The organism is Microbacterium sp. K24, assembly GCF_004794465.1.
GTDB lineage: Bacteria > Actinomycetota > Actinomycetes > Actinomycetales > Microbacteriaceae > Microbacterium.
The window spans coordinates 143,243-170,025 of sequence record NZ_SSDJ01000139.1; the positions used below are offsets into that span (position 1 = coordinate 143,243).

General features: G+C 68.5%; 28 protein-coding genes. 6 read left to right on the forward strand and 22 right to left on the reverse strand.

Going from position 1 to position 26,783, the window contains the following annotated elements; all coding sequences use genetic code 11:
- Positions 1 to 25: 25 nt before the first annotated feature.
- From miaA to DW306_RS16600, 16 genes are all read right to left on the reverse strand, one after another.
- A complete protein-coding gene (gene miaA, locus DW306_RS16525; protein ID WP_136056674.1) occupies positions 26 to 940 on the reverse strand; it encodes a tRNA (adenosine(37)-N6)-dimethylallyltransferase MiaA in 915 nt (304 codons plus the stop codon).
- Positions 937 to 2,484 (reverse strand): tRNA (N6-isopentenyl adenosine(37)-C2)-methylthiotransferase MiaB, encoded by a 1,548-nt coding sequence (gene miaB, locus DW306_RS16530; protein WP_136056675.1) that lies wholly within the window; start codon positions 2,482 to 2,484, stop codon positions 937 to 939. Before miaB ends, miaA begins: the two co-directional genes overlap by 4 nt.
- A gap of 47 nt (positions 2,485 to 2,531) precedes the next feature.
- Positions 2,532 to 3,431, reverse strand: coding sequence for a regulatory protein RecX (locus tag DW306_RS21665; protein ID WP_240747234.1), 900 nt, complete (start codon positions 3,429 to 3,431; stop codon positions 2,532 to 2,534).
- A complete protein-coding gene (recA, locus tag DW306_RS16540; protein WP_136056676.1) occupies positions 3,431 to 4,489 on the reverse strand; it encodes a recombinase RecA in 1,059 nt (352 codons plus the stop codon). Before recA ends, DW306_RS21665 begins: the two co-directional genes overlap by 1 nt.
- A gap of 267 nt (positions 4,490 to 4,756) precedes the next feature.
- Positions 4,757 to 4,981, reverse strand: coding sequence for a DUF3046 domain-containing protein (locus DW306_RS16545; protein WP_136056677.1), 225 nt, complete (start codon positions 4,979 to 4,981; stop codon positions 4,757 to 4,759).
- A 22-nt stretch (positions 4,982 to 5,003) separates the two neighbouring features.
- Positions 5,004 to 5,312 carry a helix-turn-helix transcriptional regulator gene (locus DW306_RS16550; protein WP_060925763.1) on the reverse strand — a complete coding sequence of 103 codons (309 nt, stop codon included), beginning with the start codon at positions 5,310 to 5,312 and terminating at the stop codon, positions 5,004 to 5,006.
- A 141-nt stretch (positions 5,313 to 5,453) separates the two neighbouring features.
- Positions 5,454 to 5,942, reverse strand: coding sequence for a CinA family protein (locus DW306_RS16555; protein WP_136056678.1), 489 nt, complete (start codon positions 5,940 to 5,942; stop codon positions 5,454 to 5,456).
- Positions 5,939 to 6,514, reverse strand: a complete 576-nt coding sequence (pgsA, locus tag DW306_RS16560; RefSeq protein ID WP_136056679.1) for a CDP-diacylglycerol--glycerol-3-phosphate 3-phosphatidyltransferase — start codon at positions 6,512 to 6,514, stop codon at positions 5,939 to 5,941. The genes DW306_RS16555 and pgsA overlap by 4 nt, the downstream gene beginning before the upstream one ends.
- Positions 6,514 to 9,225 carry a DNA translocase FtsK gene (locus tag DW306_RS16565; protein ID WP_136056680.1) on the reverse strand — a complete coding sequence of 904 codons (2,712 nt, stop codon included), beginning with the start codon at positions 9,223 to 9,225 and terminating at the stop codon, positions 6,514 to 6,516. The genes pgsA and DW306_RS16565 overlap by 1 nt, the downstream gene beginning before the upstream one ends.
- 73 nt (positions 9,226 to 9,298) lie before the next feature.
- Entirely contained in the window at positions 9,299 to 9,793 is a 495-nt protein-coding gene (locus DW306_RS16570; RefSeq protein WP_136056681.1) for a GNAT family N-acetyltransferase, read from the reverse strand.
- Between the two features lie 76 nt (positions 9,794 to 9,869).
- Positions 9,870 to 11,546, reverse strand: coding sequence for a ribonuclease J (locus DW306_RS16575; RefSeq protein WP_136056682.1), 1,677 nt, complete (start codon positions 11,544 to 11,546; stop codon positions 9,870 to 9,872).
- Between the two features lie 53 nt (positions 11,547 to 11,599).
- Positions 11,600 to 12,577: a 4-hydroxy-tetrahydrodipicolinate synthase gene (gene dapA, locus DW306_RS16580; protein ID WP_136056683.1), complete on the reverse strand. Its 978-nt coding sequence runs from the start codon at positions 12,575 to 12,577 to the stop codon at positions 11,600 to 11,602.
- 28 nt (positions 12,578 to 12,605) lie between these two features.
- Positions 12,606 to 13,028 carry an EF-Tu/IF-2/RF-3 family GTPase gene (locus DW306_RS16585; protein ID WP_136056684.1) on the reverse strand — a complete coding sequence of 141 codons (423 nt, stop codon included), beginning with the start codon at positions 13,026 to 13,028 and terminating at the stop codon, positions 12,606 to 12,608.
- Positions 13,029 to 13,043: 15 nt separating this feature from the next.
- The gene (locus DW306_RS16590; RefSeq protein ID WP_136056685.1) at positions 13,044 to 13,805 is read right to left on the reverse strand and encodes an SDR family oxidoreductase; all 762 of its coding nucleotides are present in this window, start codon (positions 13,803 to 13,805) and stop codon (positions 13,044 to 13,046) included.
- Positions 13,805 to 14,281 (reverse strand): dihydrofolate reductase, encoded by a 477-nt coding sequence (locus DW306_RS16595; RefSeq protein ID WP_136056686.1) that lies wholly within the window; start codon positions 14,279 to 14,281, stop codon positions 13,805 to 13,807. Before DW306_RS16595 ends, DW306_RS16590 begins: the two co-directional genes overlap by 1 nt.
- On the reverse strand, positions 14,278 to 15,087 hold the full coding sequence (locus tag DW306_RS16600) for a thymidylate synthase (RefSeq protein ID WP_136056687.1): 810 nt from the start codon (positions 15,085 to 15,087) through the stop codon (positions 14,278 to 14,280). The genes DW306_RS16595 and DW306_RS16600 overlap by 4 nt, the downstream gene beginning before the upstream one ends.
- 118 nt (positions 15,088 to 15,205) lie before the next feature.
- Between DW306_RS16600 and DW306_RS16605 the strand changes: the two genes are divergently transcribed.
- From DW306_RS16605 to DW306_RS16615, 3 genes are all read left to right on the forward strand, one after another.
- On the forward strand, positions 15,206 to 15,619 hold the full coding sequence (locus DW306_RS16605; protein ID WP_136056688.1) for a thioredoxin family protein: 414 nt from the start codon (positions 15,206 to 15,208) through the stop codon (positions 15,617 to 15,619).
- A gap of 21 nt (positions 15,620 to 15,640) precedes the next feature.
- Positions 15,641 to 16,207, forward strand: coding sequence for a DUF4395 family protein (locus DW306_RS16610; protein ID WP_136056689.1), 567 nt, complete (start codon positions 15,641 to 15,643; stop codon positions 16,205 to 16,207).
- A gap of 84 nt (positions 16,208 to 16,291) precedes the next feature.
- Positions 16,292 to 16,717 carry an OsmC family peroxiredoxin gene (locus DW306_RS16615; RefSeq protein ID WP_136056690.1) on the forward strand — a complete coding sequence of 142 codons (426 nt, stop codon included), beginning with the start codon at positions 16,292 to 16,294 and terminating at the stop codon, positions 16,715 to 16,717.
- On the opposite strand, the gene DW306_RS16620 is transcribed toward DW306_RS16615, so the two are convergent.
- The 5 genes from DW306_RS16620 to DW306_RS16640 all read right to left on the reverse strand — a co-directional run bounded on the left by DW306_RS16620 (position 16,718) and on the right by DW306_RS16640 (position 22,160).
- Complete coding sequence (locus DW306_RS16620) at positions 16,718 to 17,170, reverse strand: hypothetical protein (protein ID WP_240747235.1); 453 nt, start codon at positions 17,168 to 17,170, stop codon at positions 16,718 to 16,720.
- Positions 17,167 to 17,907, reverse strand: coding sequence for a 4-hydroxy-tetrahydrodipicolinate reductase (dapB, locus tag DW306_RS16625; RefSeq protein WP_136056691.1), 741 nt, complete (start codon positions 17,905 to 17,907; stop codon positions 17,167 to 17,169). Before dapB ends, DW306_RS16620 begins: the two co-directional genes overlap by 4 nt.
- A 50-nt stretch (positions 17,908 to 17,957) precedes the next feature.
- On the reverse strand, positions 17,958 to 18,560 hold the full coding sequence (locus tag DW306_RS16630) for a histidine phosphatase family protein (protein ID WP_136056692.1): 603 nt from the start codon (positions 18,558 to 18,560) through the stop codon (positions 17,958 to 17,960).
- Positions 18,561 to 18,629: 69 nt separating this feature from the next.
- Entirely contained in the window at positions 18,630 to 19,667 is a 1,038-nt protein-coding gene (locus DW306_RS16635; protein WP_136056693.1) for an aldo/keto reductase, read from the reverse strand.
- Positions 19,668 to 19,883: 216 nt separating this feature from the next.
- Positions 19,884 to 22,160, reverse strand: coding sequence for a polyribonucleotide nucleotidyltransferase (locus tag DW306_RS16640; RefSeq protein WP_136056694.1), 2,277 nt, complete (start codon positions 22,158 to 22,160; stop codon positions 19,884 to 19,886).
- Between the two features lie 365 nt (positions 22,161 to 22,525).
- Here DW306_RS16640 and DW306_RS16645 point away from each other — a divergent pair, with 365 nt between their 5' ends.
- The gene (locus tag DW306_RS16645; RefSeq protein WP_136056695.1) at positions 22,526 to 23,836 is read left to right on the forward strand and encodes a UDP-glucose/GDP-mannose dehydrogenase family protein; all 1,311 of its coding nucleotides are present in this window, start codon (positions 22,526 to 22,528) and stop codon (positions 23,834 to 23,836) included.
- A gap of 49 nt (positions 23,837 to 23,885) precedes the next feature.
- Here DW306_RS16645 and DW306_RS16650 read toward each other — a convergent pair whose 3' ends face one another.
- Complete coding sequence (locus tag DW306_RS16650; protein WP_240747236.1) at positions 23,886 to 25,790, reverse strand: GDSL-type esterase/lipase family protein; 1,905 nt, start codon at positions 25,788 to 25,790, stop codon at positions 23,886 to 23,888.
- Positions 25,791 to 25,968: 178 nt separating this feature from the next.
- Here DW306_RS16650 and DW306_RS16655 point away from each other — a divergent pair, with 178 nt between their 5' ends.
- Together DW306_RS16655 and DW306_RS21340 are read left to right on the forward strand one after the other, a co-directional pair.
- On the forward strand, positions 25,969 to 26,553 hold the full coding sequence (locus tag DW306_RS16655; RefSeq protein ID WP_240747237.1) for a VTT domain-containing protein: 585 nt from the start codon (positions 25,969 to 25,971) through the stop codon (positions 26,551 to 26,553).
- Positions 26,554 to 26,590: 37 nt separating this feature from the next.
- Positions 26,591 to 26,767, forward strand: coding sequence for a DUF5302 domain-containing protein (locus DW306_RS21340; RefSeq protein WP_165808049.1), 177 nt, complete (start codon positions 26,591 to 26,593; stop codon positions 26,765 to 26,767).
- The last annotated feature ends 16 nt before the right edge of the window (positions 26,768 to 26,783 follow it).

Sequence of the window (26,783 nt, forward strand, 5' to 3'; positions counted from 1 at the left end):
CCAGCGGCCACCGACATCCGGTGGGTCAGGCCTCGAGGACGGCATCGACGCCCACAGGCGCGTCATACCACTCCAGCTCGCGGTAGCGCTTGAACCAGGAGACCTGACGCCGGGCGTACCGGCGCGTGAGCGCCTGCGTCTCGGCGATCGCCTCACCCTCGGACAGACGACCGTCGAGCTGTCCGAGCGCCTGCGCGTAGCCGATCGCGCGGCTCGCGGTGGCACCGCTTTCAAGACCCCTGTCGCGGAGGTCGGCGACCTCACTGACGAGGCCTGCCTCCCACATCCGATCGACGCGGGCATCGAGCCTCTCGACCAGGTCCGCGCGGTCGACGCGCAGACCGATCATGCGGGTGCGCGGATGCCAGAGAACCGGGTGCTCGGGAAGCACGGCGCCATGGGTCTCGTTACCCTGCTCCAGCACCTCCAGGGCGCGGATCACACGGCGACCGTTGCGGGGATCGACCCGGGCCGCGGTCTCCGGATCAAGAGTCCGGAGACGCGCGAGGAGGGCGTCGAGGCCGTCGGACTCCAGCTCGCGCTCGAGGCGCTCGCGGATCGCCGGATCACGGGGCGGGAAGTGGAACTCGTACACGACGCTCGACACGTAGAGACCGGAGCCGCCGACCAGGATCGCGTCGCCACCGCGCTCGTGGATGGCCGCGATGGACGCGCGCGCCAGCGGCTGATACCAGGCGACCGCGGCCTCCTGATCGACCTCGCGCACATCGAAGAGATGATGCGGGATACCCCTGCGTTCGGCGACGGGGAGCTTCGCGGTGCCGATGTCCATGCCGCGGTACAGCTGCATGGCATCGGCATTGACGATCTCCGCAGGATTGCCCTGCGCGCGCAGTGCTTCAGCGAGGTCGAGAGCGAGGTCGCTCTTACCGGTGCCGGTCGCGCCGACGATGGCCCAGAGTCGTGGCCCGGCGGTCACACGCCGACGCGCAGGGTCGGCAGTCCGAGCGAGACGGCACGCGGCCCGCCGTCTGACGCCGGTGCCGGCACCGCGCACGACTCGGACTGGGCCCGATCCCAGGCGTCACCGCCGCGTGTCCGGCGGATGCGCAGCGGTGCGCCGGTGGGGTCGTCGGCGAGCAGATGGAAGGGAGCCGCGTGGGTGACGGTCACGGTGACGACGTCTCCCGGCCGCGGAAGGTCGGAACCGGGTGTCACCTCGAAGTGGACGAGGCGGTTGTCTTCGCCGCGACCGGTGAGACGGTGCGTCTCCGCGTCCTTCTTGCCCTCGCCCGTCGAGACGAGCACCTCGATCTCACGCCCGATCTGCTTCTGGTTCTCTTCGAGCGAGATGCGTTCCTGGAGCGCGATGAGCCGGTTGTATCGCGCTTGCACGATCTCCTTGGGCACCTGGTCTTCCATCGTGGCGGCAGGCGTGCCCTCACGGATCGAGTACTGGAAGGTGAAGGCGCCGGAGAAGCGCGCCTGCTCGACGACGCGCATCGTGTCTTCGAAGTCTTCCTCGGTCTCGCCGGGGAATCCGACGATGATGTCGGTCGTGATCGCGGCGTGGGGAATGCGCTCACGCACCCGATCGAGAATGCCGAGGAACCGCTCACTGCGGTACGAGCGTCGCATCGCCTTGAGGATGCGGTCGCTGCCCGACTGGAGGGGCATGTGCAGCTGCGGCATCACGCTGGGGGTCTCCGCCATCGCGTCGATGACGTCGTCGGTGAAGGCGGCGGGGTGCGGGCTGGTGAAACGGATGCGCTCGAGGCCGTCGATCTCGCCGGCGGCCCGCAGGAGCTTGCCGAACGCCTGGCGGTCGCCGAACTCGACGCCGTAGGAGTTCACGTTCTGGCCGAGCAGGGTGACCTCGATCGCGCCGTCGTCGACGAGCAGGCGGATCTCGTTGAGGATGTCGCCGGGGCGGCGATCCTTCTCCTTGCCACGCAGGCTCGGCACGATGCAGAACGTGCAGGTGTTGTTGCAGCCGACCGAGATCGACACCCAGCCGCTGTGTGCCGAGTCCCGCTTGGTCGGCAGCGTCGAGGGGAAGACCTCGAGCGACTCGAGGATCTCGAGCTCCGCATCGCCGTTGTGACGCGCGCGCTCGAGGAGTCCGGGGAGGGAGCCCATGTTGTGCGTGCCGAAGACGACATCGACCCAGGGTGCCTTGTCGAGCACGGCCTGCTTGTCCATCTGGGCGAGGCACCCGCCGACGGCGATCTGCATGCCGTCCTTGCGGCGCTTCACCGACGCGAGGTGACCGAGCGTGCCGTAGAGCTTTCCGGCCGCGTTGTCGCGGACGGCACAGGTGTTGATGATCACGACGTCGGCTTCGGCGCCTTCGCTCGCTCGCACATAACCGGCGCTCTCCAGGGAGCCGGAAAGCCGCTCGGAATCGTGCACGTTCATCTGGCACCCGAAGGTGCGCACTTCGTATGATCGCTGTCGGCCGTCGACGTCGATGGCCGCCGACGACGCGCTGATGATCGTCGGCTCGCTCCGGGGGATAGTCATGATCCTCCCATTGTACGAGCGGATCACGGGCGCCGGAGCGAGTCGGCTCAGTCGGAATCCACGAAGCGCACACCCGAAGATGACCCGCCCGAGGAGACCTCACGCAGAGCCGTCTTCGCCGCGTTCATCGCCACGGAGCCGTTGTATCCGCGTCGGGCGAGCTGTCCGATCAACCGTCGCAGTGCGGTGTCGTTGTCGAGCCTGCTCATCGAGCGTGCCTTCGTCCGCGCGAAGTCCAGAGCCCGCTCGGCGTCATCGTCGGGCAGTTCGTCGAGAGCCGCGTCGATCACGTCGCGCGAAAGACCGCGCTGAGACAGGGCGCGCGACAGTGCTACGCGACCCTGTCCCTTGCGTTCCACCCCCGACGTGACGAGCAGTCCGGCGAGGACCGCGTCATCGAGGTAGTGCCGGCGGCTGAAGTCATCGATCACGTCGTCGATCTGGCCCGCATCGAGACCGTGCCCTCGCAGCACCAGCCGCGCCTCGGAGATCGAGAGCGACTTGGCGCGAAGCTTGCGGAGCAGAGACTGCTCCGCTGTCGCGCGGATCTCGTCCGGTGACCGCATCGGCTCGGATGGGTCGTCGTCCAGTGTGGCCTGAGGGTCGCGCAGGGCACGAAGCCTCGGCGCGGACTTCTCTGCGGGCCCCTTCTCGTCCGGTGACTCCCCCGCCGCTGCCGCCCTCGCCGCCGCGCCTCGGGCCGGGTGGCGATCGCTCGGCGTTCCGACCTCTCGGTCGTCGCCGATGGGCGTCGGCTCAGACGAACCGTCCCACGTCGAACGCCACAGCCCGGCGTCGCCGGTACGTCGCGGCACGATCTTCTCGGCGTCGATGGCCTCGGCGGCAGAGGGCCTCACCGAGGTCGTCTCCGGGTCGGTCGCCTTCTTGCCGAAGAGAGGGATGATGGGGGCGATCCGCTCGGAATCGCCCCCACGTGTGTCACTCATCAGGCCGGACGACGCTCGGCGAGCTCGTCAGCAGCCACAGGAGCCTCGGGAATCGCGACGTGTCCGCCGATACCCAGCTTCTGCTTGATCTGCGTCTCGATCGCGAGAGCGACGTCGACGTTGTTGAGCAGGAAGGTGCGCGCGTTCTCCTTGCCCTGACCCAGCTGGTCTCCGTCGTAGGTGTACCAGGAGCCGGACTTCTTCACGATCCCGTGCTCGACGCCGAAGTCGATCAGGCTGCCTTCGCGCGAGATCCCGACGCCGTAGAGGATGTCGAACTCCGCCTGCTTGAAGGGCGGAGCCATCTTGTTCTTGACGACCTTGACCCTGGTGCGGTTTCCGACTGCGTCGGTGCCGTCTTTCAGCGTCTCGATTCGACGGATGTCGAGTCGCACCGACGCGTAGAACTTCAGGGCCTTACCGCCGGCCGTGGTCTCCGGAGACCCGAAGAAGACACCGATCTTCTCACGCAGCTGGTTGATGAAGATCATCGTCGTGTTGGTCTGGTTCAGACCACCGGTGAGCTTTCGCAGCGCCTGCGACATCAGTCGCGCCTGCAGACCCACGTGGGAGTCGCCCATCTCGCCTTCGATCTCGGCACGCGGCACGAGAGCGGCCACGGAGTCGATGACGATGAGGTCGATCGCCCCGGAGCGCACGAGCATGTCGGCGATCTCGAGGGCCTGCTCACCCGTGTCGGGCTGCGAGACGAGGAGCGCGTCGATGTCGACGCCGAGCTTGGCCGCGTAGTCGGGGTCGAGCGCGTGCTCGGCATCGATGAACGCGGCGATGCCGCCGGCACGCTGCGCATTCGCGATCGCGTGCAGGGTGAGCGTCGTCTTACCGGAGGATTCCGGTCCGTAGATCTCCACGATGCGACCACGCGGAAGGCCTCCGACGCCGAGAGCGACGTCGAGCGCGATGGAGCCGGTCGGGATGACGGCGACGGGTGCGCGATCATCGCTGCCCAGTCGCATGACCGATCCCTTGCCGAACTGGCGGTCGATCTGGGCGAGTGCTGTCTCGAGGGACTTCTCGCGGTCGGCGGGTGATGGCATGGTCTGCTCCTTCTGCTCGCGTGGTGCCGCCTGTAGGCTGCCGCGGCACTCCCGACTGGGAGCAACTCTCCGACAAGGCGTATGGCTCTGGGCCTGTTCTTCACCGTAGAAGGAGCCACCGACATTGCATCGGCTTTTCCATGAACTGTGCGAAACGAAACTCAGTGACCACTTGTGCAGAAGAATACGCCCGCTTCGAACGAATCTTCGACAACACGCCGTGATCGGCGTGTCGGAGTCCGCACGACTCGAACGCGACGAGGACCGTCAGAGCCGACGGGGCTCCTGACGTCCGACGCCATGTCGCCGGTTCTCGGGAACATCCATCTCTGCGCACAGGGCGAGCCAGATCTCCCGGGGCGGCACGCCGTCTGCGAGCGCTTCGACGGACGTCCGATTGCCGAGCACGCCGAGAACGAGATCGTTCACCAACGAGGATGCACGCGCCTGGAACTCCGTCTCGACGGCGCGGAAGAACTCACTGCGACGCATCGTGTCTCAGACCGGCCGAAGCTCAGTGGAGGGAGAGCTCGGGCTCGATCGATGCGACGAGGTCGTCGGGAACGACATCCGGGAAAACCTGGATGCCCTCGAGCACGGAGATTCGATCTCCGACCTCGCGCATGATCGTCGAGATGGGCACATCGAGCGCGTCGGCGACCGAAGCGAGGATCTCGCTCGACGCCTCTTTCTGGCCCCGCTCGACCTCGCTGAGGTATCCGAGCGCGACAGAAGCCTTGCTTGCGACCTGCCGGAGGGTGCGCCCCTTCTGCAGGCGGAAGTCCCTCAGCACATCGCCGATTTCCTGTCGTACAAGAATCATCGGAACCTCCTCCCCGTTCGATTCATCGAGTTCCCTCTCGATGAGACAGCCAGTCTAGTCCTCCTGGCGTGCACAGAATCTACCCCTGCACTCTGTGGTTTCAATGTGAGCACATCAGTCATAACCGCAAGGGACACGCGACTATTCCTCGACCATCTCGAGAAGGAATGCGAGCACCGCCGACACGGACTGGGCACGGATCGCCGCCCGGTCGCCGACGAGATGGAGCTCCCGTGTCCGAGCGGCTCCGGGAGTCACGACTCCGACGTGGACGGTGCCGACCGGCTGCCCGTCCGGCGATTCGGGCCCTGCGATGCCGGTGGTCGAGATCCCGACGTCGGCCGCGCGTCCCTCGACGGAGACGACGCGTCGCACACCGTCGGCCATCTGGCGGGCGACGACGGGATGCACCGGGCCGTGCTGAGCCAGGAGTTCCGCGTCCACTCCGAGCACCGTCTGCTTGACGGGCGTGGCGTAGGCGACCACTCCCCCGAGCAGCACCGCGGACGCGCCCGGCACCGACACCAGCTCTGCACACACGGCACCCCCGGTGAGGGACTCCGCGACGCCCAGCGTCCAACCTCGACGACCGAGTGCCGACAGCACCTGCGGCGCCAGCGCCCCGCTCACGACTTCTGCCGTGCCCCTCGCGCCTGCGCCACGATGTAGTCGATGCCGCTCGCCACGGTGAGCACGAGGACGACGATCATCAGCAGGAAGGTGATCAGGGTCCACGGCCCGAGGCCGATGAAGAAGTGGAGCGGCAGCAGCGCCCAGCCGAGAGCGACGCCCTGGAACGCGGTCTTCACCTTCCCCATCCAGGCCGCCGCGACGACATGCTCACTGGCGACCATGAGTCGGTGCACGGTGATGCCCCACTCGCGGATGAGGATGATGACGACGATCCACCAGTCGACCTCGCCGAGGATCGCCAGCCCGATGAAGCCTGCGCCCGTGAGGAGCTTGTCGGCGATCGGATCCCACAGCTTGCCGAAATCGGTGACGATCTCGTATTTGCGTGCCAGATAACCGTCGACCCAGTCCGTGGAGATCCCCACGATGAAGAGGACTCCGGCGATCCAGCGCAGCGTCGGATCCGGGATCCCGTCGGTGCCGCCGAGCAGGAGCAGGATGAAGAAGACGACGGCGAGCGGGATGCGCGCGACCGTGATGGCGTTGGGCAGCTGACGCGGGATCGCCATCAGTCGCGACCCGTCAGGCCCCAGGCGTCTTCATCGCCCTCGGCCTCCACGACGGGCAGTCCGCTGAACTGCGCCTCGGTCGGATCGTCGTATGCCGGGCTCGCCGATGCCGTCGACGCCCCCGGTGGCGCGGTGGGTGCGGCCGGCGCGTCTTCTCCGCGCAGCTTGGCCATCACCTGGGGAAGCTGTTCGGCGGTCGCGAGGACATCTCGCGCCTTGGACCCCTCGGACGGGCCGACGATCTCCCGCGATTCCAGCAGGTCCATCAGTCGACCGGCCTTCGCGAAGCCGACCCGCAGCTTGCGCTGCAGCATCGAGGTCGATCCGAACTGCGACGAGACGATGAGCTCGGCGGCGGCCAGGAGCAGCTCGAGGTCGTCGCCGATGTCTTCGTCGACCTCTTTCTTCTTCGTCGGCTCGAGAGCCTCCTGCACATCGGGGCGGTAGTCCGGCCGGGCCTGACGAGTGACGTGCTTGACGACCGCGTCGATCTCCTTCTCGTCGACCCACGCGCCCTGCAGGCGGAACGGCTTCGACGAACCCATCGGCGAGAACAGCGCGTCGCCCTGACCGATCAGCTTGTCGGCGCCCGGACTGTCGAGGATCACGCGGCTGTCGGTGACGCTGGTGACCGCGAAGGCCAGGCGCGACGGCACGTTGGCCTTGATCAGACCGGTGACCACGTCGACGCTGGGTCGTTGCGTCGCGAGGACGAGGTGGATGCCGGACGCTCGCGCGAGCTGGGTGATGCGCACGATCGAGTCCTCGACGTCGCGGGGCGCGACCATCATCAGGTCGGCGAGCTCGTCGACGACGACCAGAAGGTAGGGGTATGGCTTGAGCACGCGTTCGCTGCCCACCGGCAGCTCGACCTCTCCGGCGCGCACCGCGCGGTTGAAGTCGTCGATGTGGCGGTAGCCGAACGACGCGAGGTCGTCGTACCGCATGTCCATCTCCTTCACGACCCACTGCAGCGCCTCGGCCGCCTTCTTGGGGTTCGTGATGATCGGGGTGATGAGGTGCGGAACACCGGCGTAGCTGGTGAGTTCCACGCGCTTCGGGTCGATCAGCACCATACGGACGTCGGCGGGGCGCGCACGCATCAGCAGGCTCGTGATCATGGAGTTCACGAAGCTGGACTTGCCGGAGCCCGTGGAACCGGCGACGAGGAGGTGCGGCATCTTCGCGAGGTTGGCGATCACGATGTTGCCGCCGACGTCCTTTCCGACGCCGATGGTCATCGGGTGCGTGCTCTTCTGCGCGGCCGGGGAGCGCAGCACGTCGCCGAGCGCCACCATCTCCTTGTCGGCGTTCGGGATCTCGATGCCGATGGCGCTCTTGCCCGGGATGGGCGAGAGGATGCGCACGTCGTTGGAGGCGACGGCGTAGGCGAAGTTGTTGCTGAGCTGGAGGATCTTCTCGACCTTGACGCCGTGACCGACCTCGACCTCGTACTGCGTGACCGTCGGGCCTCGCGAGAACCCGGTGACCTTCGCATCGACCTTGAACTGGGTCAGCACGCTCGTGATCTGCTCGATCACCTTGTCGGTGGCCTCGGAGCGCAGAACAGGCGGCGGACCCTCGACCAGCAGGCCCGGAGACGGCAGGATGTAGGGAGCTGCGGGCGCTTGGGGACCGCGCTCTCCCGGTCCGTCGGTCCCGAACCCGTCAAGACCCGGGAGCTCGGGCATCTCGCCCGTGTCGGACTCGTCGTCGAGCAGCGCCGTCGCCTGCTGTTCCGCGAGGGCGTCGGTGACGGAGCGCACGTCGGTCAGCACCTCGGTGGCCGCGTCGTACGGGTTCTCGACCACGACCGCCTGGTCGTACGCCGGCGTCGGCTCCGCGGTGCTCAGAAGCGCCGTGATGTCGTCCGAGCCGAGGGTTCCCTCGTCGGGGTCCTCTTCTCGCCCGGTCTTGTTGCGTCGCCACCAGGGCAGCACATCGGGGTCGTCGACCTTGTCGGCATCGTCGATCGCCGCGGCATCCTTCGCGGGCTTCTCCGGACGCTCCGCGTCGAACATCCACGCGTAGAGGTCGCCGAGACGCGCGCCGATGCGGTTGGGCGGAGTCTTGGTGAGGATCAGGATGCTGAGCGCGGCGAGCAGCGCCAGCACGAGGTACGCCGGGATGTCGGTGAGATACGTCAGCGGCTGGCCGACGAGCCACCCGAGCAGACCCCCGGACTCGCTGAGCGCGGGCATCCCCTGATTGGGATGCGGACGCGGGCCGGCGACATGGAAGATGCCCGCGAGCGCCAGGACGAACATCCCGAAGCCGATTCCGATGCGCCCGTTGTCATGCACGGACGACGGGTGACGGAACAGCCAGCCCGCGAGCAGCAGGAGCAGCACCGGCATGAAGAATGCGACGCGGCCGACGAAGAGACCGACCGAATACGCACTGATGTTCGCGGCGATCTCGCTGCCGATGAAGAACCACTCGTTGACGGCGCCCGCGATGGCGAGGAGCACGAGCAGGAACGGGAAACCGTCGCGACGATCGTCCTTCTCGAGACTCTCCGGACCGAACGCCCGGAACAGACCACCCACACCATGAGCCAATCCGACCCAGGCGCGAACGGCGACCGGCGGCTTGTCCTGCTCGTCGATGTACTTCTTGGGCGCGGGCTGGGCCTTGGGAGCCGTCTGCCGCTTGGCGCGCGAGGGTGCGCTCGTGGACGCACGCTCGGTCTTCGTGGAACTCCTGGCCATGGTCTCACGTTACGACGGGCCGCTGACATATCCCCGTAATGACGCGGCTTTCCCAGGATCCGGCGAGCGGCGCTCACCCGGTGCGGCGCACCATCGTGTCGCGCATCAGACCCTCGGCGGTGACGTTGAACCCCTCCGATCGGTAGAGGTTGCGGGCGAAGTTGTCGCGCTCCACGCTGAGGCTGATCCGGGCATATCCCTGCGCGCTCGCCAACTCCACGATTCCCCGCAGCAGCGAGCGGCCGACACCCCGCGCACGCCAGAGCGGATGAACGCCGATGATGAGCTCCGGCACGCCGGCGCCCACATATCCGAACCCCGGCTCGTTCTGCGGCAGCATCCGGTACCAGGCGGCACCGACCGGAACGCCGTCGTCGCCGACGGCGATCAGACCCTCATCCGCCGCGCGCTTCCACCCGGCGAGGTAGCGCCGGTGGTCCGCCGACGTCAGCACCTCGTGGCGCGGACGCACTCCCCCGGCGCGCCAGTTCGCCGCCTCGACGAGCATGTCGCCGAGGAAGACCGCGTCAGGTTGCGTCGCCCGCCGGATGGAGAAGCCCGTCAACATGACGTGAGCCTAGAGCGCGGCTGTTACGACGATGTGTCGGTCAGCCGTGAGTGCGTTCGCCCGTGATGGCGGCGTCTCACGCCTCGATCACGAGCGGCACGATCATCGGGCGCCGACGAAGCCTCTGGTTCACCCAGCGGCCGATCGTGCGGCGCACGACCTGCGACAGCGCGTGAGTGTCGCGCACGCCGTTGCCGGACGCCTCCTTGAGGGCCGCGACGATCTTCGGGGTGACGTCGTCGAACACCGAATCGTCTTCGGCGACGCCTCGTGCGTGGATCTCGGGTCCGGAGATGATGCGGCCCGTGGCGGCATCCACGACGACGATGACCGAGATGAATCCCTCTTCGCCGAGGATGCGGCGATCCTTGAGGTCGGCGTCCGTGATCTCGCCGACCGTGGAGCCGTCGACGTACACGAAGCCGAGATCCAGCTGGCCGGTGACGCGTGCCACGCCGTCCTTCAGGTCGATCACGGTGCCGTTCGAGGCGATGATCGTGTTCGCCTCGGGAACGCCGGTGTCCTGAGCGAGCTTCGCGTTGGCGATGAGATGGCGGTACTCGCCGTGCACCGGGAGCACGTTCTTCGGCTTCAGGATGTTGTAGCAGTACAGCAGCTCACCGGCCGCGGCGTGCCCCGAGACGTGCACCTTCGCGTTCGCCTTGTGCACGACGTTCGCACCGAGCTTGGTGAGACCGTCGATCACGCGGTAGACGGCGTTCTCGTTGCCGGGAATGAGGCTGGACGCGAGGATGACCGTGTCGCCCTCGCTGATCTCGATCGCGTGGTCCAGGTTGGCCATCCGGCTGAGGACCGCCATCGGCTCGCCCTGTGACCCGGTCGACATGTAGACGACCTGCTCGTCGGGCAGGTCGCGCGCCTTCTTGAAATCGATCAGCACTCCCGCGGGGACCTTGAGGTAGCCGAGCTGCTCGGCGATCGTCATGTTGCGGACCATGCTGCGGCCGAGGAACGCGACGCGGCGTCCGTTGGCGTAGGCGGCGTCGATGACCTGCTGCACACGGTGCACGTGACTCGAGAAGCTCGCCACGATGACGCGGCGGGGAGCCTTCGCGATCACCTGATCGAGAACCGGTCCGATCGAACGCTCCGTGGGCGTGAAACCGGGGACGTCGGCGTTCGTGGAGTCGACCAGGAACAGGTCGACACCCTCCTCGCCGAGACGGGAGAAGGCCCGCAGGTCGGTGATCCGGCCGTCGAGCGGCAGCTGGTCCATCTTGAAGTCACCCGTTGCGAGGACCATGCCCGCGGGGGTGCGGATCGCCACGGCGAGAGCATCCGGGATCGAGTGGTTGACCGCGACGAACTCGAGGTCGAACGGTCCGACGCGCTCCTCCTGACCCTCGGTCACGGTGAGCGTGAACGCCTTGATGCGGTGCTCCTTGAGCTTCGCCTCGACCAGCGCGAGCGTGAGACCGGAGCCGATCAGCGGGATGTCGCTCTTCAGACGCAGAAGGTACGGGACGGCGCCGATGTGATCCTCGTGACCGTGCGTGAGCACGACCCCGACGATGTCGTCGAGCCGATCCCGGATCGGCTCGAAGTCGGGCAGGATCAGGTCGACGCCCGGCTGGTGCTCCTCGGGAAACAGCACGCCGCAGTCGACGATCAGGATCTTGCCGTCGTACTCGAACATGGTCATGTTCCGACCGATCTCGCCGAGACCGCCGATCGGGATGACCCGCAGCGTTCCTTCGTCGAGTGCGGACGGTTCGGACAGGGGGATGGACATGCTGTCTCCTCAGTCGGACACTCTGCGCGTCCGTTCGTTCATGGCGACGCGACTCAGCGCGTCGTGCCGTGCACCTTCGGCAGGGCACCACCCGCAGCCGCGTTGCGGTCGGGTCGGAAGTTCGAGAAATCGGCGCCGGGCACGTTCTTCACGAGGTCGAGCTCGTCCTCGATGAGCGCGGCCTCCCACTCCTCCGGGCCGACCAGGGGAAGACGCACCCGCGGGCTGGAGATGCGGCCGAGACCGTGCAGGATGTACTTCGCTGCGACGGTGCCGGGCACGTGGGTCATGACGGCGCGCACGAGAGGTTCGAGCCTCTTGTGCTCTTGGGTCGCCGTCGCCAGGTCGCCCGCGTTCACGGCGTCGATGATGGCGCGGTACGGTGCCGCGGCGACGTTCGCCGTGACGCCGATGAGGCCGGTGGCGCCGATCGCGAGATGCGGCAGCGCATTGGCGTCGTCGCCGGAGAAGTACATGAGGTCGGTCTGGTTGAGCACGCGGCTCACCTCGGAGAAGTCGCCTTTGGCGTCTTTCACCGCGAGGATGTTCGGGTGCTTCGCGAGCCGGAGGATCGTCTCGTACTTGATCGGCACGCCGGTGCGGCCGGGGATGTCGTAGAGGATCACCGGCAGGTCGGTCGCGTCGGCCACCATGCGGAAGTGCGTGAGGATGCCGGCCTGGGTCGGCTTGTTGTAGTACGGCGTGACGATCATGATGCCGTCGGCGCCGGCCTTCTCGCTGGCCTTGTACAGCTCGATGGCGTGCGCGGTCTCGTTCGATCCGCCACCCGTGATGACCTTCGCACGGCCGGCGGAGACCGACTTGCCGACCTCGACGAGCTTGAGCTTCTCGGGGTCCGTCAGGGTCGAGGTCTCGCCGGTCGTTCCCGTCACGACGATGCCGTCCGCGCCTGCGGTGATCACGTCATCGATGTGCTTCTCGACGGCGGGCCAGTCGACTTCGCCGTCGGCCGTCATCGGAGTGACGAGCGCGACGAGAACCTGTCCGAATGGGTTGCCCGAGTGCGTCATGCCTCCAGCGTATCGGTTCGGATGCTGCTCACGCAGACGAGCGGACGCGGATGACGTCTCCGCGGGTCACATCGATCCTGTCGCGCAGCAGCACGCCGATCATGGTGCCCACCGACGCCTCATCGGCGCGTTTGCGGAACATCTCGATGCCGGTGATCGCGCTCTCCGCGACGGATGTGCCGTCGCGGAGCACGACGACGGCATCGCCGACCCGGATCGTCCCCGTCGTCACCGTGCCGGTCGCCACCTGTCCGCGCCCGGTGATCGTGAAGACGTCCTCGACGGCCACCTCGGCCGCAGCGCCGCCGGCGCTGAGGAAGGAAGGCGTATCCCGCGTGCTGACGGACCCGTTCGTCAGGGCGGAGATGCGCGCCGCCTCCGACTCGTTGTACTGGCGCAGGATCTCATTGGCGTCCTGCGGATCGCGCTTCTCTCTGCGGAACCATCCCATGGTGCGGTGCCGCGATCAGACGCGGCCGCGCCGGGCGACACCCGACGTGAGCGAGGTCGGCAGGACACGGGTCAAGGCCACGAGTGCCTTGTAGCGCAGCGAAGGAACCGAGACGGACTTCCCCCGTGCCGCATCGCGCAGACCCTCGCGCACGACATCGCGGGCGTTCAACCACATGAATCCCGGGACGCCCTCCTGGCCCACCGCAAGACCCATGCGCTCGTGGAACGTCGTGTGGGTGAACCCGGGGCAGACCGCCGTCACGGTGACACCGTCGCGGGCATACTCGGCGTTGGCCCAGCGGCTGAAGCCGATCAGCCACGACTTGCACGCGGAGTACGTGGAGCGGGAGATGAATCCCGCCACCGAGGCGACGTTGATGATGCGTCCGCCACGCCCCCGCATGGTCTGCAGCGCCGCGTGCATCAACCGCATCGACGCTTCGACGTGCACCCGCAGGTGGCGCACCTCGTCGTCGATGTCGTTGTCGGCGAACTGCAGCGGCAGCCCGAACCCAGCGTTGTTGATGAGGAGGTCGACCGGGTCTGCCGCATCCCGCAGCCGGTCGGCGACCTTCCCGACGCCGTCTTGGTCGGCGAGATCCGCGACGAGCACCTCGACGGCGACACCGTGCGCGCTCCGCAGGTCGGCTGCCAGGGAGTCGAGGGCATCCTCGGACCGTGCCACGAGGATCAGGTCGGCGCGACGGCGGGCGAGCTGCCGGGCGAACTCCGCGCCGAGTCCTGCGCTGGCTCCGGTGATCAGTGCGGTGGGCATCAGCGCTCGTATCCGAGGAAGCGGTATCGGACACCGGTGCGCGACGTCTGCCACTCGCCCTCGTCGACGAGACGCCACCCGGCCTTCGAGGGCGCGTAGGCGTCTCCGTCGACCGCGAGGTCGAGCTCGGTCACCTCGAGACGGTCGGCGTCGGCGATGACGAGCCGGAGGATCTCCGCCCCGCCGATGATCCACACCCTGTCCTTGCCCCGGACCGACTCCGCGACGTTCGCCGCCCGGTGCGCCCCGTCCGCGGTCCAGTCCTGCTGGCGCGTGATCACGATGTTCTCGCGACCCTCGAGGGGACGGAACCGCTCCGGAAGCGAATCCCAGGTCTTGCGACCCATCACCACGGGAGCGCCGAGGGTGACCTGCTTGAAGTGGGCCAGGTCCTCAGGGACGTGCCAGGGCATCCCGCCCTCGGCGCCGATCACTCCCCCGTGCGCCTCCGCCCAGATCAGACCCACCCAGGTCATACGGCGACCGCCGCGCGGATGGGAGCGTGGTGCTGGTAGTCCTCCACCACGAAGTCCTCGTACTGGTAGCCGAGGATCGACTCCGGCACGCGGGCGAAGCGGAGCGTCGGGTAGGCGAACGGCTCGCGTGTCAGCTGCTCCTTCACCTGCTCGAGGTGGTTGTCGTAGATGTGGCAGTCCCCGCCCGTCCACACGAAATCGCCCGGCTCGAGCCCGACCTGCTGGGCGATCATCATCGTCAGCAGGGCGTACGAGGCGATGTTGAACGGCACGCCGAGGAACATGTCGGCGCTGCGCTGGTAGAGCTGGCACGACAGCTTGCCGTCGGCGACGTAGAACTGGAAGAGAGCGTGGCACGGCGCGAGCGCCATGTCGGGGATGTCGGCCGGGTTCCACGCCGACACGATCAGCCGGCGGGAGTCCGGCGACTGACGGATCTGGTCGATGACCTGGGAGAGCTGGTCGATGCTCTCGCCGTCCGGCGTCGGCCACGAGCGCCACTGCACGCCGTACACCGGGCCGAGGTCGCCCGACGCGTCGGCCCACTCGTCCCAGATCGTCACGCCGTTGTCCTGCAGCCAGCGCACGTTCGACTCTCCTCGCAGGAACCAGAGGAGCTCGTAGGCGATCGACTTGAAATGGACCCGCTTGGTGGTGATCAGCGGGAACCCCTGCGACAGGTCGAAACGGATCTGCCTGCCGAAGACGCTCGTCGTGCCGGTGCCCGTGCGATCCGACTTGTGCGTGCCGGTCTCCAGCACGTCGCGGAGCAGGTCTTCGTACGGGGTCGGGACGCCAGCGCTCATGACAGCCACGATACCCGCCCCTCCGCGGGCACGGGCGGATGCCGTCCCGCTCGCGCGCCGATCGTCACGGTCGGAAACATCGGCCCTCCGACCCCTCCGACAGACGTACTCTCAAGCCATGTCGCCATTCCTCGCGGGAGCCATCGCGGCAGCACTGCTCGTGCTCGCCACGATCATCGGCGTGGTCCTGCGTCGCCGCGACGGACGCCGCCGCGATGCGGGTGCGCTCCGCTTCGACCCGGCGGATGCCGCATCGGCCGAGCTCGGATCGCGTGCCACTCTGGTGCAGTTCAGCACGGAGATGTGCGCGCGATGCCCGCAGGTGCGACGGATGCTCGACGCCTACGCGTCGGACCACGACGGGCTGCGTCACGTCGAGGTCGACCTGACTCATCGGCCGGACCTCTCCGTTCGTTACAAGGTGCTGCAGACGCCCACCACGTTCCTGATCGACGGCTCCGGCGCCGTCCGTGCCCGATTCCACGGGGTGCCCCATCGGCACGCCCTCACCGAAGCCGTCGCCTCCGTCTGAGGCCCGAAGAGCGGAGCACCCATGACCACTCCTGCAGGCATCGACCCTCGCGGTCCCCGCTTCGCCGCCACGATCACGGCGGTGCTGCTGCTCGTCGCGACGTTTCTGGCACTCATCGGCATCTCCACCGCGCAGGCCCCCGGTTGGTTCGCGTATCAGCCCCTCGCCGACGCGACATTCGCCCCGGGCACGTGGGCGATCGCTTCCGCATCCCTCGCGCAGCGCGTGCTCGACCCCGGTTTCCTCCTCACCGTCGCGATCGCCCTTCTGTTCCTCTGGAGCGTCGCGTCGCCGACGACCGCCCCCTGGGGCGTGCTGTTCCGCCGACTCGTGAGGCCCCGTCTGGCGCCGCCGGTGGAACTCGAAGACCCGCGTCCGCCGCGGTTCTCGCAGGGTGTCGGGCTCTTCGTGGTCGGCGTCGGCCTGGTCCTGCACCTGATCGGCGTGCCGTGGGCTCTTCCGATCGCCACCGCCGCCGCCTTCCTCGCGGCATTCCTGAACGCAGCCTTCGCCTTCTGCCTCGGTTGCCAGCTCTACCTGCTGCTGCAGCGCGCTGGGCTCATCGGTCGAGCGGCATCCACGGTCTGACCGCTGTTCCGTCGGGTCCGCCCGGTCGATAGGCTGGCCGCTACGCGAGCGCGCACCGAGCGCTCTGCGAGAACCGGAGGAATCATGCCCGTCACCAGCGAAGCCGCCAGCACGTGGACCGGATCCCTCATGGAAGGGTCGGGCACGGTCGCCTTCTCGTCGTCGAACCTCGGCACCTTCCCGATCAACTGGAAGGCCCGCAGCGAAGGCAGCGACACGACCACCACGCCGGAAGAGCTCATCGCGGCCGCGCACTCGTCATGCTTCAGCATGGCTCTCTCGCACGCCCTCGCCGAGAACGGCACCCCGCCGGAGAAGGTGGACACCACCGCCTCCGTGACCTTCAAGCCGGGCGTCGGCATCACCGGAAGCCACCTCAACGTGAACGCGGTCGTCCCCGGGCTCACGGCCGAAAAGTTCCAGGAGATCGCCGCCGAGGCGAAGACCGGGTGCCCGGTCTCTCAGGCGCTCGCGGGAATCGAGATCACGCTCGAGGCCACGCTCGCCTGATCACGCGCGCGAACGGGCGGAGCGGGCGAGGCGGATCGCCTCGCGGATGCTGCCCCGGGCGTCCTTGCGGCGTCCGGCGGCATCCTGCACGACACCCAGGCGGTAGCGGGAACGCCAGTCCGTGGCCGCCGCCTCGGCTTCGGCCGTATACCGCGCGATCAGCGGATCGGCGTCGGCTCGCGCGATCCGGCCGCTCGGCGTCAGCTCCGTCTCGACCGGCGGCATGCCGCCCTCGGCCTCGAGCTGTCGTCCGAGCCGGTCGGCCGAGAATCCGAACTGCATCTCCCGGACGAGTGCCCAGGCTCCGATCGGCGTGAGAACGAGGAGCGTGATCCCCATCCCGATCGAGATGGGGGTGCCGACCGAGATGAACATCACCGCGAGCCAGATCGCGACGGCCAGATAGACGAGCAGCGCGGCGGCCATCAGCCCGACGCCGATCCGCGACATCATGCGCGGATGCCGATGTCGATCATGTTCTCGAGACCCACGAACACGCCCGTGGCGTCACGCGCGAACGGCACCGCAAGACGGATGCCGGGCGCGTAGGCGAGAGCGGAATCGACCGTGTCGTGCGTGAAGGTGAGGGATTCGCCGGGGCCCGCGAGGATGACCTCCTGCTTGGCGACCACACCGGGACGGCGCAGCGAGTGGATCGGCACGCTGCCGACCTGCTGACCGCGGGCGCGCTGATCGGCGTGCGGGGCGCTCACCGGCCCCTGCTCGGCGCGCGCCGCCGCGATGAGTTCGGCGGTGCGCACAGCCGTGCCGCTCGGCGAGTCGATCTTCGTCTCGCGGTGCGCCTCGATGATCTCCGCCGACCCGAAGAACGGCGCGGCCGCGGCGGCCAGTGCCGAGCCCAGAACCGAGCCCAGCGAGAAGTTCGGGATGAACACCGCACCCGTGCCGGCAGCCTCGACGAGCGGACGCACGAGCGCGATGCGCTCCGCCGACCAGCCCGACGTCGCCACCAGGATGTTGATCCCCCGCTCGACGGCGGCACGCACCACGTCGATGCTGATCTGCGGCGTCGACGCATCGACGACGAGGTCGGCTCCGTCGAGTTCGGAGAGATCGCTCGACGACGTCAGCACGCGGCTCACCTCGAAGCCCTCGAGCTCGTCGATCACCGCGTGGATGATCGTGCCGAGCTTCCCGGTTCCGCCGACGAGTGCTACCTGCGAGGTCATGCATCCAGTCTATGGAGCGGGCGACCGCTTCCGTCCGGGGCGCGCGGGCCTCAGACCGGCATCGGGTCGGGGATGCCCGTGCGCAGCTCGAACGGCAGGTGCCCCGTGTCGTTGTGATTGAGCAGCGTCCAGGGGCGCCCCTGCTTCTGCGCGATGATCGTCAGCCCACAGTGCGCCTGGTTCAGGGTCATCCAGCGCCACTCCGGCGCGCCGAGCACCTCGCGGACGAACCACGAGATGACGAAGTTGTGCGTGATGAGGACCTCGTGGACCTCGCCGTTCTTGCGCATCAGGAACTCGTTCACCGCGTCGTCCATCTGTGCACGACCGGCGTCGATCTCGGCGTCCGAGATCGACCCGAAGAACGGCTCGTACGCGGCGGGCGTCTCCTCGGTCATGCCCGTGGGGACGCAGTCGAAGAGCAGCGCCGTCGGCTCGGGGTCGACGGACGGGAGCCGTCCCGCGATCGCGCGGGCCGTCTCGTTCGCGCGCAGCAGCGGCGAATGCCAGACGGCATCGAGCGGAAGCCCGGACAGCCGATCGGCGATCAGCTCGGCCTGGCGTTGTCCGCGGGGCGAGAGGGGTCCGTCGGCGAGGCCGTGCTCGGCATCCTGATGTTCACCGTGTCTGACCAGATATATGTAGTGCGTCACAACTCGCTCGCTTCATCGCCAGCATCCGCCGGGCCTCTCATCCACCCTATGTCACAGGTGGGACGATGCTCAGTTGCCCGCACGCGTGAGCTCTGCGACCTGGGTGCGCGAGAGCGTGACGCCCGCGCCCTGCATGAGCTCGTCGACGTGATCGGTCGCGAACGTGTTCACGATCGGCGCCGCGATCGTGCGCTGCGCAAGGAGCCACGCGATGGAGACGGCAGCCACGGGCACTGCGAGGTCGCCGGCGACCTGATCGAGCGCGCGGAGGATCTTGATGCCCCGGCGGTTGAGATGTCCGCGCAGCTGCTCGCCGCGGACGCCCTGCGAGGTCAGCGCCTTGCTGCGGTGACGACCCGACAGGAAGCCGTGCTCGAGCGCGTGCGAGGGGGTCACAGCGAGGTTCTGAGCCCCGGCGACGAGGCGCAGATCGCCCTCGAACGGCTGCCGACGGAGCAGGTTGTACGGCGCGTCGATCACCTCGATGCGCGGGTAGCCTGCCGAAGCCAGGATGCGCGCCTCGACCAGACGCTCCGGGGCGAAGCCGAAGGCCCCGACGGCGCCGATCTTGCCCGCGTCCTTGAGCCATTCGACCGTCGCGAGGGTGTCTTCGACGTTCGTCGTGCTGTCGAGCGTCGCATCGAGGTACAGCACGTCGATGCGCTCCACGCCGAGACGCGTCAAGGATCCTTCGACGGCCCGCACGAGGTTCACGGAGCCGAGCCCCGGGTTGTCGGCATGAGCGCCGATGCGCACGCTCAGGATCGCGCGTTCGCGCTGACCGCGGGACCGGAGCCACTGCCCGATGATGTGCTCGCTGCGTCCGCCGGAGAATCCGTCGGCGGTGTGGATCGCATTGCCGCCGAACTCCACGTAGCGATCGAGGATGGCATGACTCGTCTCGAGGTCGACGTTCCAGCCGAACTCGGCGGCGCCCAGCATCAGCGGGAATGTTTCGAAGCCGGTCTCGCCGAGAGCCTGACGGACGTTCTCACCGACTCCGGGTCCGACGATCGGGATCGGAGCGGAAGGGTGCTCGGCGGCGGCGGGTGCGGCGCCCTGGGCTCGCTCGTCTGACGCTCCCGCGCCTACGCTGAACAACCGCATACTCTCACCCCCGCGTAGATCGGTGCGTGCCGACCTGCGTCACTGCTCGTGGTGCACCCCCCGGTGCGTACTTCGAGGGTAAGCGACATCGGCGAACGTCCCGACCAATCAGGGGAACGGCGCGAAAACTTCCCATAACAGTTTGGTCACGTCTCGACGACGGAACCCGGGCCCGTCCTGTGCGGACGGACCCGGGTTCCAGTTCGAGCGTGGTGCTTACTCGGCGGCTGCGGCCTCGACGGGCTCAGCTTCTGCGGCGGGCGCCTCGTCGATGACGGGCTCCAGCGACAGCTTGCCGCGGTCGTCGATCTTCGTGATCTTCACGAGGATCTTCTGACCGACCGAGAGGACGTCGTCGACGTTCTCGACGCGCTTGCCACCGGCGAGCTTGCGCACCTCGGTGACGTGCAGCAGGCCGTCCTTGCCGGGAAGCAGCGAGACGAAGGCGCCGAACGTGGCGATCTTCACGACGGTTCCGAGGAACTGCTCGCCGATCTCCGGGTTGGTCGGGTTGGCGATCGCGTTCACCTGCGCACGAGCGGCTTCGGCCGAGGGGCCGTCCGTCGCGCCGATGTAGACGGTGCCGTCCTCCTCGATGGAGATCTGCGCGCCGGTCTCATCCTGGATCGCGTTGATCGTCTTGCCCTTCGGGCCGATCAGCTCGCCGATCTTGTCGACCGGGATCTGCACGCTGATGACGCGGGGCGCGGTCGGCGCCATCTCGTCAGGAGCGTCGATCGCGGCGTTCAGGACGTTGAGGATCGTCAGACGAGCCTCGCGAGCCTGGGTCAGCGCACCGGCGAGCACCGACGACGGGATACCGTCGAGCTTCGTGTCGAGCTGGATCGCGGTCACGAACTCGCTGGTACCGGCGACCTTGAAGTCCATGTCGCCGAGAGCGTCTTCCGCACCGAGGATGTCGGTCAGAGCCGCGTAGCGGGTCTCGCCGTTGACCTCGTCGGAGACGAGACCCATGGCGATACCGGCGACGGGAGCGCGCAGCGGCACACCCGCGTTCAGCAGGGACAGGGTGGAGGCGCAGACGGAACCCATCGACGTCGAGCCGTTGGAGCTGAGCGCCTCGGACACCTGACGGATCGCGTACGGAAACTCCTCGCGGCTCGGCAGCACCGGCACGAGGGCGCGCTCGGCGAGGAAGCCGTGCCCGATCTCGCGACGCTTCGGCGAACCGACACGGCCGGTCTCACCGGTCGAGTAGGGCGGGAAGTTGTAGTGGTGCATGTAGCGCTTGCTGGTCGTGGGCGACAGCGAGTCGATCTGCTGCTCCATCTTCAGCATGTTCAGCGTGGTGATACCCATGATCTGGGTCTCGCCGCGCTGGAAGATCGCCGAACCGTGAACGCGCGGGATGACCTGCACCTCGGCGTCGAGCGGACGGATGTCCGCCAGGCCGCGACCGTCGATGCGAGCACCCTCGGTGAGGATGCGGCCGCGGACGATCTTCTTCGTGACCGACTTGTAGGCGGCGGAGAACTCGAGCGGAGCCGCGGCCGGGAGCGAACCCGCCTCGGTGGCTTCGATGAGCTCGGCCTTGACGCGGTCCTTGATCGCGTCGTCGGCGGTCTGACGCTCGGTCTTGTCGGCGATCTGGTAGACGCCGACGAGCTCGTCGTAGGAACGGCCGGCGACGAAGTCGTAGACCTCCTGGCTGTACGCCGGGAAGACCGGGTAGACGCCCGGCTCCTTCGACGCGGTCGCGGCGAGCTCGGCCTGAGCCTTCACCAGCTGCGCGATGAACGGCTTCGAGGCCTCGAGGCCCTGGGCGACGATCTCCTCGTTCGGCTTGGTGGCGCCGGCCTTGATCAGGTTCCAGCTGCCCTCGGTGGCCTCGGCCTCGACCATCATGATGGCGACGTCTTCCGTGCCATCGTTCTTGGTGACGACGCGACCGGCGACGATCAGGTCGAAGACGGCCTCCGACACCTGCTCGGCGGTCGGGAACGCGACCCACTGGTCGGCGTTCTCGCCGTGACCCGGGATGAACGCGAGACGCACACCGGCGACGGGGCCCGAGAACGGCAGACCGGAGATCTGCGTGGATGCGGACGCCGCGTTGATCGCGAGGGCGTCGTAGAACTCGCCCGGAGCGATGGACAGCACGGTGATGACGATCTGGACCTCGTTGCGCAGGCCGTCGACGAACGACGGACGCAGCGGGCGGTCGATCAGACGGCAGACGAGGATCGCCTCGGTGGAGGGGCGGCCCTCACGACGGAAGAACGAGCCGGGGATCTTGCCGGCGGCGTAGGAGCGCTCCTCGACGTCGACCGTCAGCGGGAAGAAGTCGAAGCCCTCGCGCGGGTGCTTGCCAGCGCTGGTGGCCGAGAGGAGCATGGTCTCGCCGTCGAGGTACGCGGCGACTGCGCCCTGAGCCTGCTGCGCGAGGCGGCCGGTCTCGAAGCGGATGGTGCGGGTGCCGAAGCGGCCGTTGTCGAGAACGGCCTCGGTGGCGGTGATTTCAGGACCTTCCAAGAGGTCTCTCCTTCTTTGTTTAGACTCGCGAATCCGTATGACGCGCGAGCGCATTCAAGAGGAGCGGAAACAGCAGGGTTCGGGCGCGCGGGCACTCCCGCGAACATCGCCTGCGCTGGCCACCAGTAGAAAGCCACCCGACATCTCCCGCCGAGGAACCCACCACAGGGGACCAGCTTCTCCGCCGCTCGCTCCATGAGTCGATATGAAATTGTGCAGTTGACACACGTCAACCCCACCCAGCCTACCAGCGGGATCCCCGGAATCCCGCGAGCCGATGCTCATGACGGATCGGACATGTCCCGGCCACGAGGCGTTCACCGCCCGGACGCCGGGGCGAGAGCGGCATCCGCTGTGCTGACATCATGCGCATGTCAGTGATCGGATGCGGGTACCTCGGTGCCGTGCACGCCGCGGCCATGGCCTCGATCGGACACGACGTCGTCGGCATCGACGTCGACGAAGACAAGGTCGCCGCTCTCGCCTCCGGGACGGCGCCCTTCTTCGAGCCGCGGCTCTCCGAGCTGCTCGCGGACGGCCTCGCCTCCGGACGCCTGCGCTTCCGCAGCAGCATGGCGGATGCCGCGGGGGCGGATGTGCACTTTCTCGCCGTCGGAACCCCGCAGGTCGCCGGCGGGCACGCCGCCGACCTCCGCTACGTCGACGCCGCGGTGGACGCCCTGCTCCCCCACCTCCGCCCGGGCGACGTGCTCGCCGGGAAGTCGACCGTGCCGGTCGGCACCGCCGCCCGGCTCGCCGAACGGATCGCCGACAGCGGCGCGACGCTGGTCTGGAATCCGGAGTTCCTCCGGGAAGGATGGGCCGTCCACGACACCCTCACTCCCGACAGGCTCGTCGTCGGAGCGGCACCCGGCGCCGACGGCGAGCGCGCGGTCGAGGTGCTGCGCTCGGCATACAGCTCCGCGCTCGAGGCCGGAACGCCCTTCCTGGTCACCGATCTCGCCACGTCCGAGCTGGTCAAGGGCGCGGCCAACGCCTTTCTCGCCACCAAGATCTCGTTCATCAATGCGATGGCGGAGATCGCCGAGGCCGCGGGCGCCGATGTCACCCTTCTCGCAGACGCCCTCGGCCACGACGGACGCATCGGACGCCGCTACCTCGGCTCCGGCATCGGCTTCGGCGGCGGATGCCTGCCGAAGGACATCCGCGCCTTCGCCGCCCGCGCCGAGGAGCTCGGGCGCGGAGAGTCCGTCGGCTTCCTGCGCGAGGTCGACGCGATCAACCTGCGGCGTCGCGACCGGGCCGTGCAGCTCGTCGTCGACGCGCTCGGCGGGCTCGTCTTCGGCCGACGGATCGCGGTGCTGGGAGCGGCGTTCAAGCCCTTCAGCGACGACATCCGCGATTCGCCTGCACTCGACGTCGCCGTGCGGCTGCGCGGACTCGGCGCCGACGTCGTCGTGACCGACCCGGCCGCCATCGACAACGCGCGGGCCGCGCACCCGCAGCTCGGTTACGCGAGAGAACGCGACGACGCCCTGCGGGAAGCGGATGCGGTCGTGATCGTCACCGAGTGGGACGAGTACCGCCGTGACCTGTCGCCCACGCACGCGGGTGGTCTGGTGCGCGGTCGCATCATCGTCGACGGCCGGAACTGCCTCGACGCGGAGGCCTGGCGGGCCGCGGGGTGGCAGTACCACGGCATGGGGCGGCGCTGACGGCGGCTCGTCTCGCTTCGCCCGCTCGACGACCGGAAGCGACGACCGCTCAGCGACCCGAGAAGACACCGCGCACCGCGGAGGAGCGTCCGAGATAAACGTAGTCGTCGTGCTTCGCCGAGCGGCCGTCGCCCGCGGCGCGCCCGTGCAGTCGACGCCACACCCACGGCAGGGCATGCCGGCGCCACCACACCCCCGCGCCGATCGTCTCGTTCTCGTGCAGAGCGGCATCCAGCACACCGAGGGCATCGGCATCCGGAACGCCGAGGACCTCGGCCGCGCGGTACGCGAGGAACCGGTGGCCGCGGCTGCTGAGGTGCACGAGGTCCTCGCCCCAGTTGGGGCGCTCCGGCAGGGTCGGATGCAGGTCCGTGTCGATCAGGATCGCGCCGGTGCGCGCGGCGATCCCGGCGAGGGCGGTGGCGAACGCGGCGAATCGCCGGGAGTAGATGGATGCGGCGCGGCGCCCGGGCAGGAACGGGGTCACCAGCACCACGTCGGCGCCGATGTCGCGGAGCTGTCGCACGGCGTCCTCGAGACGTGCGGCGAGCGCAGGCACATCGACGCGGTGCTTCACCAGGTCGTTCGCGCCGATCAGGATCGAGACCAGGTCGGGCCGCAGCTCGAGCGCCCGATCGAGCTGCGTGCCGCACACGTCGCTCACGCGCTTCGAGCGGATCGCGAGGTTCGCGTAGTGGAGTCCGCCGCGGGCGGCGAGGAGCAGCGCGAGTCTGTCGGCCCAGCCGCGCAGGGCGCCGTCGGGTGCGGGATCGCAGAGCCCCTCGGTGAGGGAATCCCCGAGGGCGACATAGCGGCGCCACCGTCGCGGCGTGACCGGCGCTGCGGCCTCCGGGCGCACGACACGGCGAGCGCGCGCACCGGCATCCACCTGGTGCAGCGTCCGCGCATCCTCGAAGTGTCCGAGGAGCTGGTCGCACACGCTCGCCCAGCTGCGGCCCTGCACGGCTTCCCGCCCTGCCTCTCCGAACGCCCGACGCTTGCGGGCATCCCCGGCGAGATCGGCCACGCGCATCCGCAGGTCGTCGAGGTCTCCGGGACGGTAGAGCCAGCCGTCGATGCCCATGCGGACGAGGTCGAGCGGACCACCGCGGCCGGTGGCGATCACGGGTACACCGCTCGCGTGCGCCTCCTGCAGGGTCTGACCGAACGTCTCGCTCTCCCCCGGGTGCACGAACACGTCGAAGGAGGCCATCGCCGCGGCGAGCTCGTCGCCGTCGAGGTGACCGAGGAACAGCGCCTCCGGCAGCAGGGCCTCGAGCCTCGAACGGGTCGGGCCATCACCCACGATCACCAGACGCGTGCCGGGGATTCCGCGCAGGGCGACGAGATCCTCGACCTGCTTCTCCGGAGCCAGGCGGCCGACGTAGCCGATCACGGCATCCGCACCCCAGGCGCCGCGCAGTTCGCTGCTGCGGCGGGAGGGCTGGAAGCGCTCGGCGTCGACGCCTCTCCCCCACCGCCGCACGCGGTCGATGCCGAGCGAAGCGAGCTGCTGCGCCGATTCGGCGGACGGCGCCAGCGTCATCGTCGCACGACGGTGGAGCCGGGCGATGTGCGTCTGGGCGATGCCCGTCGTCGCCGCGATCCGGTAGCGCTCGGTATACGCCGCGACATCGGTCTGATAGGCGGCGACGGATGCCACGTCGAGCCGTTCGGCGGCGAGCACCCCGCGCCAGCCGAGCGCGAACGGCGAGGCCAGGTGCACGACGTCGGGCTCGAACCGACGCAGGGAGGCGGCGACGCGGTGCGCCGGCGACGTGCCGACCCGCACGTTGCGGTAGCCCGGCAGCGCGAGACTCGGGATCGCCTCGACGCGCGCGCCGCTCACCGCGTCGGGCATGCCGAGGGCGGCGGGCGCGATGACGTGGGCGTCGTGCCCCCGGTTCTCGAGGTGTCGCAGGATCTGCAGCACCGAGCCGGTCACGCCGTTCATGTGCGGAAGGAAGGATTCCGTGATGATCGCTACTCTCACATCCTCAGGATGACGTCGCGGGAGTGCGGGAATCCCCGAAAACGGCCCGGGCCACCAGATGTTCACCCGATGCTGGATCGCAGGTCACCGGCTATCCGTTCTTTGGTTCCCGTTCACCGTGCGCGTGCACAGTGAAGCCGTGCCGACCGACCTGCTCGCCGATTCTCTCGACGGCCCCTGGAGCCTGGTGCTGATGAGCCTCCTCGTCGTCGTCGACGCCTTCTTCGTGGTCATCCCCGGAGAGGTCGCGGTGACCGCTCTCGGAGCTCTCGCCGTCACGACCGGGGCACCCTCGCTGTGGGCGGTCATCGTCTGTGCCGCGATCGCTGCGACCGTGGGCGACGTGTGCTGCTACCTGATCGGCCGGGTGGTCGGCACCGAACGCTGGCGCTGGATGCGCGCACCCCGCGTGCAACAGGCTCTCGGCTGGGCGCGGAGGCGACTCGACGGAGGCACGGCCACGGTGCTGTTCACGGCGAGGTTCGTGCCCTTCGCCCGGCTCGCCATCAACCTCGTCGCCGGGGCATCGCGCATCCATCCCCCGCGGTATCTCGCCCTCGTCGCACTCGCCGCGACCGGATGGGCCGTCTACCAGGCGGCGGTCGGCGCGGCGGTGGCCGCGATCGTGCCCGGAGGGCCGCTCGTCGCCGTGCCCGTGTCGATCGCCGTCGCGATCGGGGTCGGTCTGCTGATCGATCTCGTCACCCGCAGGCGACGGACCTGAACTCCCCCTCGTCGCGAGCGTGCTCTAGGCTCGGGGCATGAGCACCGAAGAAGGCGCCACCTCCTCCGAGGAGATGAAGCGCAAGTTCAAGGAAGCGCTCGAGAAGAAGAACGCGCAGCACCGACAGGGCGAGTCGCACCTCGACGGCGATTCCGCCGTGCACGGCGCGGCCGCTCCGCAGACGCGGCGCGAGTTCCGACGCAAGAGCGGTTGACCACACGGATGGGAGG

Bases quoted from the DNA above. Each gene is read 5' to 3' on its own strand.
- miaB (WP_136056675.1), bottom strand. From the start codon at position 2,484: ATGACTATCCCCCGGAGCGAGCCGACGATCATCAGCGCGTCGTCGGCG.
- DW306_RS21665 (WP_240747234.1), bottom strand. From the start codon at position 3,431: ATGAGTGACACACGTGGGGGCGATTCCGAGCGGATCGCCCCCATCATC.
- recA (WP_136056676.1), bottom strand. From the start codon at position 4,489: ATGCCATCACCCGCCGACCGCGAGAAGTCCCTCGAGACAGCACTCGCC.
- DW306_RS16545 (WP_136056677.1), bottom strand. From the start codon at position 4,981: ATGCGTCGCAGTGAGTTCTTCCGCGCCGTCGAGACGGAGTTCCAGGCG.
- DW306_RS16550 (WP_060925763.1), bottom strand. From the start codon at position 5,312: ATGATTCTTGTACGACAGGAAATCGGCGATGTGCTGAGGGACTTCCGC.
- pgsA (WP_136056679.1), bottom strand. From the start codon at position 6,514: ATGGCGATCCCGCGTCAGCTGCCCAACGCCATCACGGTCGCGCGCATC.
- DW306_RS16565 (WP_136056680.1), bottom strand. From the start codon at position 9,225: ATGGCCAGGAGTTCCACGAAGACCGAGCGTGCGTCCACGAGCGCACCC.
- DW306_RS16570 (WP_136056681.1), bottom strand. From the start codon at position 9,793: ATGTTGACGGGCTTCTCCATCCGGCGGGCGACGCAACCTGACGCGGTC.
- DW306_RS16575 (WP_136056682.1), bottom strand. From the start codon at position 11,546: ATGTCCATCCCCCTGTCCGAACCGTCCGCACTCGACGAAGGAACGCTG.
- dapA (WP_136056683.1), bottom strand. From the start codon at position 12,577: ATGACGCACTCGGGCAACCCATTCGGACAGGTTCTCGTCGCGCTCGTC.
- DW306_RS16585 (WP_136056684.1), bottom strand. From the start codon at position 13,028: ATGGGATGGTTCCGCAGAGAGAAGCGCGATCCGCAGGACGCCAATGAG.
- DW306_RS16590 (WP_136056685.1), bottom strand. From the start codon at position 13,805: ATGCCCACCGCACTGATCACCGGAGCCAGCGCAGGACTCGGCGCGGAG.
- DW306_RS16595 (WP_136056686.1), bottom strand. From the start codon at position 14,281: ATGACCTGGGTGGGTCTGATCTGGGCGGAGGCGCACGGGGGAGTGATC.
- DW306_RS16600 (WP_136056687.1), bottom strand. From the start codon at position 15,087: ATGAGCGCTGGCGTCCCGACCCCGTACGAAGACCTGCTCCGCGACGTG.
- DW306_RS16605 (WP_136056688.1), top strand. From the start codon at position 15,206: ATGTCGCCATTCCTCGCGGGAGCCATCGCGGCAGCACTGCTCGTGCTC.
- DW306_RS16610 (WP_136056689.1), top strand. From the start codon at position 15,641: ATGACCACTCCTGCAGGCATCGACCCTCGCGGTCCCCGCTTCGCCGCC.
- DW306_RS16615 (WP_136056690.1), top strand. From the start codon at position 16,292: ATGCCCGTCACCAGCGAAGCCGCCAGCACGTGGACCGGATCCCTCATG.
- DW306_RS16620 (WP_240747235.1), bottom strand. From the start codon at position 17,170: ATGATGTCGCGGATCGGCGTCGGGCTGATGGCCGCCGCGCTGCTCGTC.
- dapB (WP_136056691.1), bottom strand. From the start codon at position 17,907: ATGACCTCGCAGGTAGCACTCGTCGGCGGAACCGGGAAGCTCGGCACG.
- DW306_RS16635 (WP_136056693.1), bottom strand. From the start codon at position 19,667: ATGCGGTTGTTCAGCGTAGGCGCGGGAGCGTCAGACGAGCGAGCCCAG.
- DW306_RS16645 (WP_136056695.1), top strand. From the start codon at position 22,526: ATGCGCATGTCAGTGATCGGATGCGGGTACCTCGGTGCCGTGCACGCC.
- DW306_RS16650 (WP_240747236.1), bottom strand. From the start codon at position 25,790: ATGAACGGCGTGACCGGCTCGGTGCTGCAGATCCTGCGACACCTCGAG.
- DW306_RS21340 (WP_165808049.1), top strand. From the start codon at position 26,591: ATGAGCACCGAAGAAGGCGCCACCTCCTCCGAGGAGATGAAGCGCAAG.